17 protein-coding genes are annotated in these 12860 nt (G+C 50.6%); 10 read left to right on the top strand and 7 right to left on the bottom strand.

The features are described 5' to 3' along the window. Window positions 1-8: 8 nt before the first annotated feature. Together gspG and AB4O01_RS03210 are read right to left on the bottom strand one after the other, a co-directional pair. Window positions 9-467, bottom strand: a complete 459-nt coding sequence (gspG, locus tag AB4O01_RS03215; protein WP_008087930.1) for a type II secretion system major pseudopilin GspG — start codon at window positions 465-467, stop codon at window positions 9-11. A 142-nt stretch (window positions 468-609) separates the two neighbouring features. Then, a complete protein-coding gene (locus tag AB4O01_RS03210) occupies window positions 610-1527 on the bottom strand; it encodes a halovibrin HvnC (protein ID WP_460090656.1) in 918 nt (305 codons plus the stop codon). A gap of 253 nt (window positions 1528-1780) precedes the next feature. Here AB4O01_RS03210 and gspI point away from each other — a divergent pair, with 253 nt between their 5' ends. Then, window positions 1781-2167: a type II secretion system minor pseudopilin GspI gene (gene gspI, locus AB4O01_RS03205; RefSeq protein ID WP_460090655.1), complete on the top strand. Its 387-nt coding sequence runs from the start codon at window positions 1781-1783 to the stop codon at window positions 2165-2167. 318 nt (window positions 2168-2485) lie between these two features. Here gspI and AB4O01_RS03200 read toward each other — a convergent pair whose 3' ends face one another. Continuing rightward, on the bottom strand, window positions 2486-2944 hold the full coding sequence (locus tag AB4O01_RS03200) for a winged helix-turn-helix transcriptional regulator (protein WP_460090653.1): 459 nt from the start codon (window positions 2942-2944) through the stop codon (window positions 2486-2488). 96 nt (window positions 2945-3040) lie between these two features. Between AB4O01_RS03200 and AB4O01_RS03195 the strand changes: the two genes are divergently transcribed. After that, window positions 3041-3982: an aromatic alcohol reductase gene (locus AB4O01_RS03195; protein WP_460090651.1), complete on the top strand. Its 942-nt coding sequence runs from the start codon at window positions 3041-3043 to the stop codon at window positions 3980-3982. Window positions 3983-4159: 177 nt separating this feature from the next. On the opposite strand, the gene AB4O01_RS03190 is transcribed toward AB4O01_RS03195, so the two are convergent. Next, on the bottom strand, window positions 4160-4519 hold the full coding sequence (locus tag AB4O01_RS03190) for a DUF6124 family protein (RefSeq protein ID WP_460090650.1): 360 nt from the start codon (window positions 4517-4519) through the stop codon (window positions 4160-4162). Window positions 4520-5196: 677 nt separating this feature from the next. Between AB4O01_RS03190 and AB4O01_RS03185 the strand changes: the two genes are divergently transcribed. From AB4O01_RS03185 to AB4O01_RS03165, 5 genes are all read left to right on the top strand, one after another. Next, window positions 5197-5694 (top strand): PAAR domain-containing protein, encoded by a 498-nt coding sequence (locus AB4O01_RS03185; protein ID WP_460090649.1) that lies wholly within the window; start codon window positions 5197-5199, stop codon window positions 5692-5694. Window positions 5695-5696: 2 nt separating this feature from the next. Further along, window positions 5697-5834 (top strand): hypothetical protein, encoded by a 138-nt coding sequence (locus AB4O01_RS03180; protein WP_460090648.1) that lies wholly within the window; start codon window positions 5697-5699, stop codon window positions 5832-5834. Next, window positions 5827-6450 (top strand): lysozyme family protein, encoded by a 624-nt coding sequence (locus AB4O01_RS03175; RefSeq protein WP_460090647.1) that lies wholly within the window; start codon window positions 5827-5829, stop codon window positions 6448-6450. Before AB4O01_RS03180 ends, AB4O01_RS03175 begins: the two co-directional genes overlap by 8 nt. Next, window positions 6447-6788, top strand: coding sequence for a hypothetical protein (locus AB4O01_RS03170; RefSeq protein WP_224787101.1), 342 nt, complete (start codon window positions 6447-6449; stop codon window positions 6786-6788). The genes AB4O01_RS03175 and AB4O01_RS03170 overlap by 4 nt, the downstream gene beginning before the upstream one ends. A gap of 130 nt (window positions 6789-6918) precedes the next feature. Next, window positions 6919-7308, top strand: coding sequence for a hypothetical protein (locus tag AB4O01_RS03165; protein ID WP_460090646.1), 390 nt, complete (start codon window positions 6919-6921; stop codon window positions 7306-7308). Between the two features lie 157 nt (window positions 7309-7465). Here AB4O01_RS03165 and AB4O01_RS03160 read toward each other — a convergent pair whose 3' ends face one another. Further along, window positions 7466-7825: a DUF6124 family protein gene (locus tag AB4O01_RS03160; protein ID WP_008087957.1), complete on the bottom strand. Its 360-nt coding sequence runs from the start codon at window positions 7823-7825 to the stop codon at window positions 7466-7468. 422 nt (window positions 7826-8247) lie between these two features. Here AB4O01_RS03160 and AB4O01_RS03155 point away from each other — a divergent pair, with 422 nt between their 5' ends. The 3 genes from AB4O01_RS03155 to AB4O01_RS03145 all read left to right on the top strand — a co-directional run bounded on the left by AB4O01_RS03155 (window position 8248) and on the right by AB4O01_RS03145 (window position 11326). Continuing rightward, complete coding sequence (locus AB4O01_RS03155) at window positions 8248-8985, top strand: hypothetical protein (protein WP_460090644.1); 738 nt, start codon at window positions 8248-8250, stop codon at window positions 8983-8985. Between the two features lie 133 nt (window positions 8986-9118). Further along, entirely contained in the window at window positions 9119-10027 is a 909-nt protein-coding gene (locus tag AB4O01_RS03150; protein ID WP_460090643.1) for a Shedu anti-phage system protein SduA domain-containing protein, read from the top strand. Between the two features lie 249 nt (window positions 10028-10276). Next, on the top strand, window positions 10277-11326 hold the full coding sequence (locus AB4O01_RS03145) for a hypothetical protein (RefSeq protein WP_460090642.1): 1050 nt from the start codon (window positions 10277-10279) through the stop codon (window positions 11324-11326). A 48-nt stretch (window positions 11327-11374) separates the two neighbouring features. On the opposite strand, the gene AB4O01_RS03140 is transcribed toward AB4O01_RS03145, so the two are convergent. Both AB4O01_RS03140 and AB4O01_RS03135 read right to left on the bottom strand, forming a co-directional pair. Then, window positions 11375-11746 carry a 4-fold beta flower protein gene (locus tag AB4O01_RS03140; RefSeq protein ID WP_460090641.1) on the bottom strand — a complete coding sequence of 124 codons (372 nt, stop codon included), beginning with the start codon at window positions 11744-11746 and terminating at the stop codon, window positions 11375-11377. A 100-nt stretch (window positions 11747-11846) separates the two neighbouring features. Further along, window positions 11847-12830 carry a DUF3644 domain-containing protein gene (locus AB4O01_RS03135; protein WP_460090639.1) on the bottom strand — a complete coding sequence of 328 codons (984 nt, stop codon included), beginning with the start codon at window positions 12828-12830 and terminating at the stop codon, window positions 11847-11849. Between the last annotated feature and the right edge of the window lie 30 nt (window positions 12831-12860).

Here is a 12860-nt window from a genome sequence, read left to right as displayed (position 1 = left end):
GGCCGGCCTTACAACTGCCAGGAACCGATATCGGCATTCACGCCGTCGCCGTCCGGCTGACCGTCGGCACCGAGGGAAAAGATGTCGATCTCGCCATTGGCGCCAGGGTTGAGGTACTGATAAGGACGCCCCCACGGATCGTTCGGCAAGCGCTCCAGGTACGAGCGCCAATTGCTGTTCTTCGCGTCCGCCGGCCGCTCCACCAGCACTTTCAGGCCCTGGTTCATGCTCGGATAAGTGCCGTGATCGAGGCGATACAACTTCAACGCCTGCATCAACCCACCAATATCCTGCTTCGCCGCCGTCGCCCGCGCCTGATCAGGCCGGTCGAGCACTTTCGGCACCACCATCGCCGCGAGAATCCCCAGAATCACCACGACCACCATGATCTCGATCAGGGTAAAACCCTGCTGACCACGCGGCGTGCGCAACGGTTGCTGACGCGATTTGAAAGGTGCGATATCCATCTCGACAATCCCTGGCTTGATTCGATTCGACGCGCAGTGTTGCAAGAAGATATGTCAGTGATGTTGAAAATCCTCGGGTGAAACAGTCACGAAATAGAGATTCGAGCGGTGCCCCGGCGGGCACCGCCCAGTACGCTGCTACTCACAGAGCCTTGGCGTAATCCGCCTTCGCAGGCTCAGTTGGCTGCCAACGTCCCACGACCTGCTCACCACTGAAAAACTGGAAGCTGGCGCTCCCTCCCTGCGTCGCCGGCATCGTCACGCGGATGATCGGCGCGACGATGCCACCGGATGCATAAAAATCCCGCTGGTTGTATTGCGCATCAGATAAGCCGCTACCCGTATAGAAAAAGGCCCACAGTGGCACGGTTCTGTGGATGTTCTGCGGCCAGATGCCGCTGACGATCTCGTTCCAGCCCTGAAACGAAGTGCCCCCCAGCAGCGCCATTGCCCGAATACCTTCGATATAGGCAGATGCCGAGTGATCACCCGAAGTGGTTTCGCGAACATTGAACCCGCATTGGGCATTGTTGGTGCGGTAGTTATTCAGCCACTGTTGGGCTGTGGTAATGCCTGACAAATGACAAGGGCGACTGGTCAGTGGCTGTGATGAAACGTTCCCGCAACCATTTTCCGTCCGCCCGTTCGTACTGGCATTCAGCGGGAAAACGCAGAAAACATCGATATCGATCTTGTCTGCCGGGCTGTCGAAAATCGGGTAGGTAAAATAGCCGTTGTTGTACAGAAACGTTCGAAATGTCGAATCGCGGCGCAACCAGGACCAGGACACGCCACCGCGGCTCACGGAGGTCGGGCTCGGATTCCAGACATGATATGCCGTCGATTTCACTGTCGCTCTACCCATGATGCCCGAACAAAGAAAGGCAGGACGTCGAGGTCCGCCACAATCGATACGGGTGTCGTTGTAAAGCGCCTGCAGTTTGGTCGCCGTGGCCGCACCGTCAATTGCCGCTTGCTGGATGTTGAATTCATCGGGCGCTTTGTATCGGGCGCTGCAGCCTGCCAACACGCACAAAAACACAACCATAAAAAGTCTCATCGGTTAAATCCTCACTACGATAGATTTCACCAGCGACCGACAGACTTCCAACTGGCAGGTATTGACCGGCCGTCCACAGCGTCACACCTCAATGGACTGGCAAGCCACATCCATCAAAACAGAGCCTCTAAACGTGTCGCTACTGTCAGATCTGACAGTAGCGACCAACGGTCCAAGGCCGCACGGGATCTTTGGTCAGCAATTGGTCACCTTGGTTGCTTACATTGCTGTTCTTTGTCTTTGAGATGACTTGATGCGTGTCAATCGCCGCGAGGCCGGTTTCACCCTGATTGAAGTGCTGGTGGCGCTGGCGATTATTGCCGTGGCGATGTCGGCGGCCGTGCGTGTGGCGGGGTTGATGACGCAGAGCAGTGGGGTTTTGAGGGATCGTTCGATTGCGCTACTGGCGGGACAAAGTCGTATGGCCGAGTTGCGGTTGGAGGGCCGATTGCCGCTGGGGATGAAGGCGATGGAATGTGATCAGGGGCGGTTGTTGTTGCGGTGTGAGCAAATGATTGGTGCGGCGCAGAATGGGCGCTTGCTCAAGGTTGGGATTCAGGTGTTTGACCGCAGTCAGGACGCGCCACCGTTGGCCCGGCTCGAGACCTTGCTGTCCCGAACGGAAAGCCCCTCACCCTAGCCCTCTCCCAAGGGAGAGGGAACCGATTCGGGGACATTCGAAAGCTACACCGACTTAAACGTCTTTCATTGAATCCAAAATGGCCAAGCTCACAAAGCCAAATCGAAGGCCTTTCACAAAAGCCATAACCGCCAAGGTCTTTCACCAAAGCCATAATCACCAAGGTCTTCCAGGTCGATGTACCCCGCAAGACACCTCGGTCGGCCCCCTCTCCCCCCGGGAGAGGGCTGGGGTGAGGGCCGCTTCTGCTTGCACCCCCCCCAAACCCGGCAACAGACTGGCAACGTTCCAGGCAATGGCCTGAACCAAAGCAACCAATCAATCAGACCCATCCAAATCAACCAGCCCCACCACCGGAACCTGCCACGAAGGCTTTTTCCCACTCTGACCATCAAACACACGACGCGCCTCGCGAAAATCATCGACGTGCTCCACAACCCAAGTCCAAATCGGCGACATGCGAACCAACAGCTCCATCCCCAACGCCGTCAACTCGTACTCAACATGGGGCGGCACTTGATCAAACTCCCGCCGAATCAGCAAACCATCACGTTCCAGCGCCCGCAGCGTCTTGGTCAACATGCGCTGAGTCACGCCCGTCATTTGCCGTTTGATCTCGGCATGACGCATCGTGCCGTACACACCCAGGGCATGCAGGATACCCAGTGACCAGCGGCTACCGGCGTGAGCCAGGACTTCGCGCCGCACGCCATCATCGTCTCGTCTTAGCGTCTGGCAGATCGCTTCTGCCTGGCTAAGGGTTTCCTCATCGGTCATGTGTCCCCCTGGTATCACGCGTGTGCCTTCTTCTGAGCGCTGCGCAATCGTGCCAGCATCAACAAATCATACAGACGACGGATCTCAGGAGACATCATGACCGCAACGACCCACCCTTCCCCCCAATCCATTCTCGTACTCGGCGCCGGCGAACTCGGCCTGCCGGTGCTGCGCAATCTTGCGCGGGTAGCAAAACGCTCGCCCGGCAGCACCATCAGCGTCCTGCTCAGGGATTCGACCATCAACACGCAAGCCCCCGAGAAAAAACTGGAAGTCGATGAACTGCGCAGTCTGGGCATCCAGCTAGTCGCTGCAGACCTGGTTAACGATTCCATCGATCAACTGGCCGAAGTGTTCGCAGCATTCGACACCGTCATAGGCTGCGCAGGCATGGTCGCGGGCCGTGAAACGCCGATGAAACTGGCCACAGCAGCGCTAAAGTCCGGCGTGAAGCGCTACTTCCCCTGGCAGTTTGGCGTCGATTTCGAAGTGATTGGCCGGGGCAGCCCGCAGGACTTGTTCGATGCGCAACTCGACGTGCGCGAGTTGCTCCGCGCCCAGGATAAAACCGAATGGGTGATCATCTCGACCGGCATGTTCACCAGCTTCCTGTTCGAGCCGGTCTTTGAGGTCGTCGATTTTGACAACCACACCGTCAACGCCTTGGGCAGCCTGGAAACCAGCGTGACGCTCACGACACCCGAGGACATCGGCAAGCTGACAGCGGACATCGTTTTCTTCGAACCGCGCTTTCGCAATGAGATCGTCTACCTGTCTGGCGACACGGTGACGTATGGGCAGGTGGCGAACCTGCTCGAGCGTGTGCTGGGGCGGCCGTTCAAGCGTAACGTCTGGACGGTTCCGTACCTGATGCAGGAACTGGAAAAAGACCCCACCCACCACATCAAAAAATACCGCGCCGTATTTGCCCAAGGCAGAGGCGTGTCGTGGCCTAAAGCGGGGACGTTCAACGAACAGCAGTCGATTCAGGTCACTACGGCTGAACAGTGGGCTCGGGACAACCTGACAGTCGATTGACGCAAAGAAAGCAACCCACTCGCAGGTACAGATACGCGTACATCGTCTCAACATTTATCGCGGCTGAAGAGCAAGTCCGCTCCCACCTTGGAACACACTCAAAGGTAGGAGCGAGCCTGCTCGCGAAGGCGCCAGAATTAACACCTGATCAATCACCAAGTGATCCCGCCCCCCGCATCACTCCGGCAACTGCAAATTATCCAACGCCCGATTCACCGCCAACTCCCCGAGCATGATCAACTGCGCGATCCCCGCCAGCGCATGGCGCTGCGATGCCGGCAACAGGCTGGAGACGTTCTGGGCGATGGTTTTGGCCGAAGCAAGTGTTGCACTGGCATCGACCAGCAGTTCTTCGGTTTTGTTGTCGGCGGTGACGGCATACATCCCACGGTTTTTACGTGGGGGCGGCGTGGAACCGAGTGGACAGAGGTAATGGTCGAGCGCGCGGTCGGCGGCTTCGTGGAGTTTTTTGGAATCGATGGATTCGTAGGGAGACGTGCAGTTGGATTCGGGCGGGTTGGGTGTTGGTTTGATCATGGTGAAGCTCCTTGATGACTGGAACCGCCACCGTTCGCGGTCAAACAAACAGGGTGGCAGCTGTACGCGGGTTGACCGACCGGACATCAAGGAATCCGGCACACCCGAAGGTGTCCCACGCACAGCCACCGCGACATGATTTCAGACAATGCCTGAACACGTGCAGAACGCTGGCGCGCCTTGATGTTGGGCGGGCGGTCAAACCCGATCACTGATTCGTCAGCGACCGCACCAAGATAGAACTCGACCCCAAGGCGCACAAGCCGGCGGATTCTGGCGTAGCTGTAGGCAAAGGCGCAAGGATATGTAGCCTGGGAGAGTGTTTGGAGATGTCTTTTTAAACGTTGGTGTTTATCGCGTCTCATCGCGTCCTGCCGTCTAAAATCGATCCCATTACCTGTTGCCAAGGATTCCCCTGCTCACCCCGCTTCGCGGCCATATCTAGCAGTCAACCAATAATTTGTAAGTAAATATTGAGCGCGCCTCTTACCTCGGGCATGCTGCGCGCAGCACATTTACATGGACAGTAAAACTTTATGCGCCCCTCCAAGGACACGCCCTTTTCTTCGCGCTTAAACGCTGCACACCCCCGCATTATTTTGGCGGCCGATACCCCTCGCTCCCATATCGACTCCATTCAGGTCAAGGAAAACTGAAGCTTTGAAAAGGAACAATTCATGAGTGGCAAACCCGCTGCGCGAGTTACAGACCCAACCAATTGCCCGCTTCCTGGGCATGGCACAAACCCTATTGTCAGCGGCTCGCCCAATGTGAATTTCGACGGCCTTGCCGCCGCTCGAATGACTGATAAGTCCGCCTGCGGTAGCCCAATCACGGGCGCCGTCAGCGCTACGGTTTTCATCAATGGGCTAAACGCTGCGACCAAAGACAGTACTGGTGGCCACGGCAACGTGGTTATCGGCGGATCCGGCACGGTCATCATTGGCGACACCGTCGTATCAGCGCCTTTCAGCGGTCTGACGTCCATGCCCGTGCACTTCAGCGACAAGTTCAGGATTATTGACGACGAGTCAGGGGAGCCGTTAGCTAATCTTGATTACGCCATTCAGCGAGCTGACGGCAGCATTGAGCACGGCGTCAGCGATTCAATGGGGTATACGCACGTAATTAGCTCGCACCTCGCCGAAACGATCCAACTGTTTTTGGAGGATTGAAAATGAATGTAGATACAACTCAAGAAAACTACCGTGTACAAGGTTCCATGGCCAAAACCATAAACTTCTTTATTTTCACTCTCCAAAACAGCCACCAGCAGAGCGTCAAAGAAGATAAAGGAAGTTTTCCTCATGGCTGAAGTCATTAGCAAAAACGGCCGAAAAATGTCATCTGTAGCCACCAGAACAGTGACGCCTGTCAAAGACTCCAGCCCTAAAGCGGTATCCGTAGACGCAAAGCAACAAAAGAGACGTGCCGAGAATGCGGAGTTCTTAAAAAACAAAAATGTGAAGGCCTTTCTGGATACGTTGGCAAAAGTCGAGGGTGGCGATTATCACGCAAAATTCGGATATGGTTGGGCAGCTGGCTGGAAATCCGGGAAGTGGACATTCAGTGATGAGTCTACTCACCCTGGACCAGGTCATGGTGGTTCAACTACAGCTTCTGGAAGGTACCAAATCACGAAAGCCACCTGGTCGGAACTCTCCATCAAAGCAATGGGGCTATCTGACTTCAGCCCCGGAACGCAGGACTTGATTGCCGTTGAACTCCTGCGCAACGTGAGTGCCATCGAACCGCTGATCGGTGGCGACTTAAAAACTGCAGTTGGAAAAGCATCAAAAAAATGGGAAGCGTTGCCTATGGGGCCGGGCTTGGCAAATCGACCAATCAATGGAAAGCCGTCCGGCCAACCTTATACTGAGTACGAAGAAGTAGAAAAAATATTTAAAGGCTTTGGCGGTACTGTTAAATGAAACTAAAAATATTAGCCATCAGCCTTTTATGTTGCGTCAGTTTATTTTCTAGCGCAGCAGACGTTCCCATCAAAGAGGGAATGCCATTTTCGAAAGCCCGAAAAGCTTTGATCAAAAATGGCTGGAAGCCGAATCCGTCCTACTCAGGTGAGTTCGGGGTCGAAAACGTCATCCAAAGAAAAGGCTTCATTGAAATCGAGTCTTGCACGGAGGGGGTCCGTTTCTGCAGCTTCAACTACATCAAGAACGGAGCTTGTTTAGGTGTAGGAACTGTCGGCGAAGAAGTCAAAGACATGAAAATTTATTCCTGGAACTTCAAATGCCCTGAAAAGGATTGAAACCATAAATCGACAATAAAGTGGGCGGCGCTTCCCGAAGGTCCAGGCAAGAAGAATCACTATCCTCCGCAACCTTACGCCGAGTATCCGGACTTTTTATCGACCTACAAATCTGCGGAGGAACTGTCCAATGAAGGCCTCAACCCTCGTACTTGTCGCTGTTTATTGCATGGGTATCAGCGCAGCGTTTGCCGATGACTCACAGGCGCCAAACGACAATCGCGGGCCAGCAGGCATCGTCGCCGGTGAGCGTTTGGCCGCGGCCAGATCCAAGCTAGTCAAACAAGGCTGGAAGCCGACGCGGATGCATACCAACGACGGCTATGAATACAGTGGCGTGGAGAAGGAGCTGGCTACACGCAGTTTCTTCGAACTGGATAACTGCTCGTTTGATAGCTCGCGTTGCATCTTGTACTACGCGAAGAAAGGAACTTGCCTACGCGTCGATACCATCGGAGAGCAATTCAATGACATGACGGTGACGCGATGGACCCGCGAATGTCCTGAAGCGACTCAATAACCACACGAAGACGGCGCGGTACTAATCAACTGCTCCCACAGGTGTCAGCGTCGTACGCAACATCTGCAATCAGCATAAAACCCTGTGGGAGCGAGCCTGCTCGCGAAAGCGCCAGAATGAACACCCGATCAATCACCAGGTGATCCCGGCACCCGCATCACTCCGGCAATTGCAAATTATCCAGCGCCCGATTCACCGCCAGCTCCCCGAGCATGATCAACTGCGCAATCCCCGCCAGCGCATGGCGCTGCGATGCCGGCAACAGGCTGGAGACGTTCTGGGCGATGGTTTTGGCCGAAGCGAGTGTTGCACTGGCATCGACCAGCAGTTCTTCGGTTTTGTTGTCCGCCGTCACGGCGTACATCCCACGGTTTTTACGTGGCGGCGGCGTGGAACCGGGTGGACAGAGGTAATGGTCGAGCGCGCGGTCGGCGGCTTCGTGGAGTTTTTTGGAATCGATGGATTCGTAGGGGGAAACCGAGGCGGTTTCTGGCGGGTTGGGTGTTGGTTTGATCATGAGTGAATCTCCAAATCATAGAAAAGGAGCCATCATCTTTCGCTACCAAACGAAGGGGTGGTGGCCATACGAAGGTTGGTAGACCGGTGACTTGGAGAACCGGCGCGCCCGAAGACGCCCTGCGCATGAGCCACCATAAATACACAGCCCCAAAAAGGCGTGTATCGGGTGACGCTATGCGCCAAGTCTAAGCCGGGCTACCAAACCCGATCGCTGATTCGTCAGCGACCGGACCACAATAGAATCCGACCCAAAAGCGCACAAGCCGGCGGATTCTGGCGTAGCTGTAGGCAAAGGCGCAAGGATGTGTAGCCTGAGAGAGTGTCTGGAGATTTCTTTTTAAACGCTGGCGTTTATCGAGACCCTGATCTATAAGCTTGCAAGAGGATAAACTTTTGTGAAAATTTTCTTATGGGGGCACGATGGAAATATATACTTGGATTCTACAGAAACTCGGCTCAGCGATTCTCTATACGGGAATCATTACAACATTCACCTACTTCTTATTCAAATTATTCACTAAACAATGGATTGAAACCCAATTCAAAACGAAGCTCGATAACTTGAAGCACCAACACAACATTGAATTACAGAGATTAAAAATAGAAATAGACTCTCTTCTTAGCGGCTCCCTAAAAATCCAAGAGAAAGAGTTTATTGTTTTACCTGAAATATGGGGAAAGCTTGATGAGGCTCATGGAAGAGCGCAGTTGGTACTTAGCCCTATGCAGCAGTACGCTGATCTAGAGCGGATGGCGGAGGCGGAACTTAAAGAATTCCTTGAGGGGAGAGACTTGCGCACTTATGACAAGAATCGACTCCAAGAAGAACCCAGCAAGAACAAGCTATATCAAGAGATAATATTCAGAAAAAACATTGGCACAGCAAAGTCCGCCAACAGCGAGCTTTCAAAATACTTAGCAAGAAATGGGATCTTTCTTCCGGACAACATAAAATCCGTATGCAAAGAGATAGAAATTGCAATATGGGGGGCTTTGACTTCCAAAGAAATTGGCCGCGAGGCAAATGATAGAAAAATGGAAATGGACGGATGGCGCGAACTCGAGGATAAGGTGACACCACTATTCAAAGTAGTCGAAGACCATATTAGACTTCGATTACTATCGCACGCCAAACCCCAAATTTCCGCGACGCGGTAACAAAACAAAATTTAAATATTTTTCTCTGACGAAAAATGGACAGAATAAGGGACGGATCGATTTTCCAGAAAATAGATCTATCCAACTTTTCGCTTCTTCCTTCATGCTCACGATAGATTTTAAGAGGAATCTTATGACTTACAAACTATTGAAATGGCACGGCCCATATAAACTTCGCGAAGCTTACAAGTTACCCGACACCCCAGGCTTGTATTTGATAACAAATAGCAGTTCACCTTTTTTGGTAGACGTTCATCGAAACTATTCCGTACCGCCAAGCCCATTTACGGGTTTGCCAGCGATTTTGTATGTGGGAATGACTACAAAGTCTCTTCGTAGCAGACTGCAAACAAATAACCATGACACGCTTTTTGAAATAACATCACAGACCGACCTAGAGAATATCTATTTATATGCTGCTTCCTCAGACGACCCTGCTCGTCTTGAAGAAAAAATGCTCGACGAACTCAAACCCCTATTAAACAAAACATTGTCTCGCAACAAACCCAGCATCCACTTCGAAGATCAAGCAGTAGCAGAGCTTCACGAACTACTCAACGCACGGGAGGAAAAGGAATCGCTTTATCAAGAATTATTTAAAAAACATCCTTGGTTGCTCGGCCTCCAATACTCTTCAGTTCAGAGTCACCAATCACTAGACGACGAAAACATTCCCGATTTTAGTGGCACAAGATCTCGAGACAGTCGCCTCGACATAGTTGAAATCAAGCAGCCTTTCATGCCTGTGGAGCGAGCATCTGGCGGGCTCAGCTCTCAATTTAGCGACGCTTGGAATCAAGCGGAACGATATCTAGATTTCACCAGAACAGAATCTGACTATCTACGAAGGAGAAAAAATTTAAACTTTGAAAATGCGGTTTGCTATTTAATAGTAGGTGGTGGATGGAGCGACGCAACCGAACGACTTATCGAGGCGAAACAACGACTCAATCCGGCCATAATCGTAGTCACTTACGATCAAATCAAGAGCATGGCACATCTATCAAAAACTTTAATCCGGGATCTATTTGGAAAAATCTGATCAACTAAGAATATTGGAAACTAAAGGGGACTGATTTATTTTCTGAGAAATAAATTAGCACCCTTTTCTTTGCTATTGTTGAGCTCTGCCGAGCTGAGCCAGGTACATCATAAGATTCAGCTCTGCTTCTACTTAATGTTGCTCGTTTCGTTCGGCATGGAGGAAGTGCTGCTACTGGCAACGCATCCTCAGCGCCTGCCTTGGCCTCCACCTGCCGCTCAATTCTAGATTTTTGACAAGGAGTAATTCTTGAAACGCATGCCAAGAGATCCATTAAAATTCGACCCAGTTGAACTGTTTGCCGCCGTAAGCAGGGATAATAATTACAGAATCGAAGCAGAAGAGGATATTGAAGACTTCCTAGATAAAGTTGGAAAGTCCCTCAAGTCATCTCTAAAAAACCAAAGCCTGCTGAATGGTAAGCGAGTCGAAGCTTTATTTGCTCATGTTGCTGGAGCTTTAGGCAAGTGCGCAATGGTGAAGCAGGAAGACAGTGGTGCAATATTCGCCGCCGGGATGAATGTTCAGGCACCCGATTACTCTATTGCCTTGAATGACGGAACGAGATTTCTTGTAGAGGTGAAAAACTGCCATCATGGCGACCCCAAAAAGGACTATGAATTTCGGAAGGACTACGTAGAACGGCTAGAGAATTATGCAAAACTACAAGGTACAGCTGTAAAGTTTGCGATTTATTTCTCTAGAATCAGAAAGTGGGTACTCCTGTCCAAAGATTCAATGACTGAACATCGAAATAAATATACGACCAACTTCCTTGAAGGCTACGCCAAGAGTGAAATGATCTCACTAGGGGATAGAATGATCGGCACTAAGCCGAACTTGAGCATCGAGTTAATTGCAAAGCCCGAAGAAAATTCAGAAATCAACAAAGATGGACAAGCCTCAATAACAATAGGTGATGTCAAGCTATACTGCCATAACAATGAAATATTGATGGAAAATGAAAAGCATATTGCATTTTATCTAATTAGATTCGGAGACTGGACTACCGACGATCCTTCGGCTGAGATGGATGGAGAAAGAGTTAGGTCTATAAGGTATGATTTTTACCCTGACGTACCATGGGAGGAAGAGCAGGGATTTGCAATGCTAGGCTCACTGAGTTCAATGGTCACTAGCGCTTACAATGAGCATACCGTATACGAAAGCAAGGTATATGCCCTTGATGCCAGGGTTAACCCTGAGATGTTTTCAGTGCACATTCCTAACGACTACAAAGGCGACCAGCTTCCACTCTGGCAGTTTTGCATTCAGCCGAACATGAAGTTCAAGATATAAAAAAGGGGCCAACTGGCCCCTTTTTAGTCGTCGGCGAGGTACTATCCGTCAAATGTTACCAACAGCTCCTCCCTTCAAAAATACCTCAAGCGGCTCGTTGCTGTAACCAGTACTCAGAGCGGATTTAGCGAATGCGGCAAAGCGAGCGTATTTAGCGTACTTAGCAAGTTTTGCGAACTTGGCTGGTTGAGCGTATAGCGCACGAGGGCAATTCTCACCAATGGAACCAACACGATGACCGCGAAGGTCAAACAGCACGCCATTCACGAACCAACCTAGGTGCTTACCGTTCCATCCATAAATTTTTTCTTCTGAGATGTAGGCAACCGCATGTCCTTTCCAGAGGTATATGCTTTTGTCTCCGTCGTCAGCAATGTAGGCAACAGGATGCCCCGCACTGTCATAAAGAGTTACTTCCACTAAAACAATCCTCTTGATATACAACACCAGTAAAAGGGACGATTTATTTTTGATATAAAATCGGGCCTTTTCCTATTCAAACACCAGAGACGCATTCAACTTATACAAATTCACTTTTCCGTTCTTCACATTCGGCCAACACGTAATCCAGCCACGTTTCATACCAATACCAAGTATTCATAACCATTACTCCAAAACCTTTAGCTTGTTTTTTTGCTTCGCAGGATTGCCACATCTTGGTGTGATGCGTCATGGTGAATCGTGGATAGCCGGCGCCTTGAACTTTTTCGACAATTTTAGATGGCAAATATTTAGGACGCTCAGTTTCCTTAATTTGAATATACTTCGTATTCATTCCTTCAGCAATTTCAGATCCCGGCTTAATAAACTCAATAACCTGATCAGCCTGACCTTTATGGTTTGCAGTTTTAGGTACAAAGAAAACACGATAAGAGAACCGTGGATCATTAAACTCCTCATCGCTCAGAGCCAAGTCAAACGCAGTTATATATGCCCGTATATTTTCCGGGAGACCATTAGCCTTAGACAATTGGTCCACCTGCTCCTTATTTAATGATGAGAATTGAAGACTAAAAGACAAATGCTTGTCTATGCCATACCGAGGTCCAAATATCGACTTTATAGCTTCATTATAATTTAGGCAGCAAGCTTGGAACCTTGCACTTAGAAACTGATCTATCCTTGTTGTCATTTGGTGTTCTATCTCATGCCTAAGACCAATTAAAAATCGAAGATTATTCGCAGCACTCGCATCTATTGGCGACTCTTTTTGATTTAGGCACTTCTCTAGCTCCCAATGCTTCATAGCGCCTTTAGCGGTTTTTTGAAATCTCTTGCGCTGGCCTTCAAGCTTAAAGTATCTATACTCAATACCTTTCTTTCGATAGAACGCATGAAGAAGATAAGTCCAAGATATCATCATCAACACAATGAAAATCTCCGACTTAAACAACAGAGCCGGATTGTTAAATATCTGCACTGAGGCTAAGGCCGCCTCTCTGGACTTTTTTATTAGCTCATCAGCTACGGAGCCTATTGTTCTAACTCTCTTTTCTGCAGTCATTCTGATCTTCCTTGGAGTGAATGATGCTCA

It is taken from the genome of Pseudomonas sp. S2_E02 (genome assembly GCF_054668355.1).
The sequence above is the reverse complement of the archived record's forward strand: the minus strand, read 5'-3'. Positions and strand labels throughout refer to the sequence as shown.

Excerpts from the sequence above, each read along its gene's own strand:
- AB4O01_RS03210 (WP_460090656.1), bottom strand. The coding sequence starts at position 1,527 with ATGAGACTTTTTATGGTTGTGTTTTTGTGCGTGTTGGCAGGCTGCAGC.
- AB4O01_RS03170 (WP_224787101.1), top strand. The coding sequence starts at position 6,447 with ATGAAACTAAAAATATTAGCCATCAGCCTTTTATGTTGCGTCAGTTTA.
- AB4O01_RS03200 (WP_460090653.1), bottom strand. The coding sequence starts at position 2,944 with ATGACCGATGAGGAAACCCTTAGCCAGGCAGAAGCGATCTGCCAGACG.
- AB4O01_RS03150 (WP_460090643.1), top strand. The coding sequence starts at position 9,119 with ATGACTTACAAACTATTGAAATGGCACGGCCCATATAAACTTCGCGAA.
- AB4O01_RS03135 (WP_460090639.1), bottom strand. The coding sequence starts at position 12,830 with ATGACTGCAGAAAAGAGAGTTAGAACAATAGGCTCCGTAGCTGATGAG.
- AB4O01_RS03185 (WP_460090649.1), top strand. The coding sequence starts at position 5,197 with ATGAGTGGCAAACCCGCTGCGCGAGTTACAGACCCAACCAATTGCCCG.
- AB4O01_RS03160 (WP_008087957.1), bottom strand. The coding sequence starts at position 7,825 with ATGATCAAACCAACACCCAACCCGCCAGAAACCGCCTCGGTTTCCCCC.
- AB4O01_RS03155 (WP_460090644.1), top strand. The coding sequence starts at position 8,248 with ATGGAAATATATACTTGGATTCTACAGAAACTCGGCTCAGCGATTCTC.
- gspI (WP_460090655.1), top strand. The coding sequence starts at position 1,781 with ATGCGTGTCAATCGCCGCGAGGCCGGTTTCACCCTGATTGAAGTGCTG.
- AB4O01_RS03175 (WP_460090647.1), top strand. The coding sequence starts at position 5,827 with ATGGCTGAAGTCATTAGCAAAAACGGCCGAAAAATGTCATCTGTAGCC.
- AB4O01_RS03165 (WP_460090646.1), top strand. The coding sequence starts at position 6,919 with ATGAAGGCCTCAACCCTCGTACTTGTCGCTGTTTATTGCATGGGTATC.
- gspG (WP_008087930.1), bottom strand. The coding sequence starts at position 467 with ATGGATATCGCACCTTTCAAATCGCGTCAGCAACCGTTGCGCACGCCG.
- AB4O01_RS03180 (WP_460090648.1), top strand. The coding sequence starts at position 5,697 with ATGAATGTAGATACAACTCAAGAAAACTACCGTGTACAAGGTTCCATG.
- AB4O01_RS03195 (WP_460090651.1), top strand. The coding sequence starts at position 3,041 with ATGACCGCAACGACCCACCCTTCCCCCCAATCCATTCTCGTACTCGGC.
- AB4O01_RS03190 (WP_460090650.1), bottom strand. The coding sequence starts at position 4,519 with ATGATCAAACCAACACCCAACCCGCCCGAATCCAACTGCACGTCTCCC.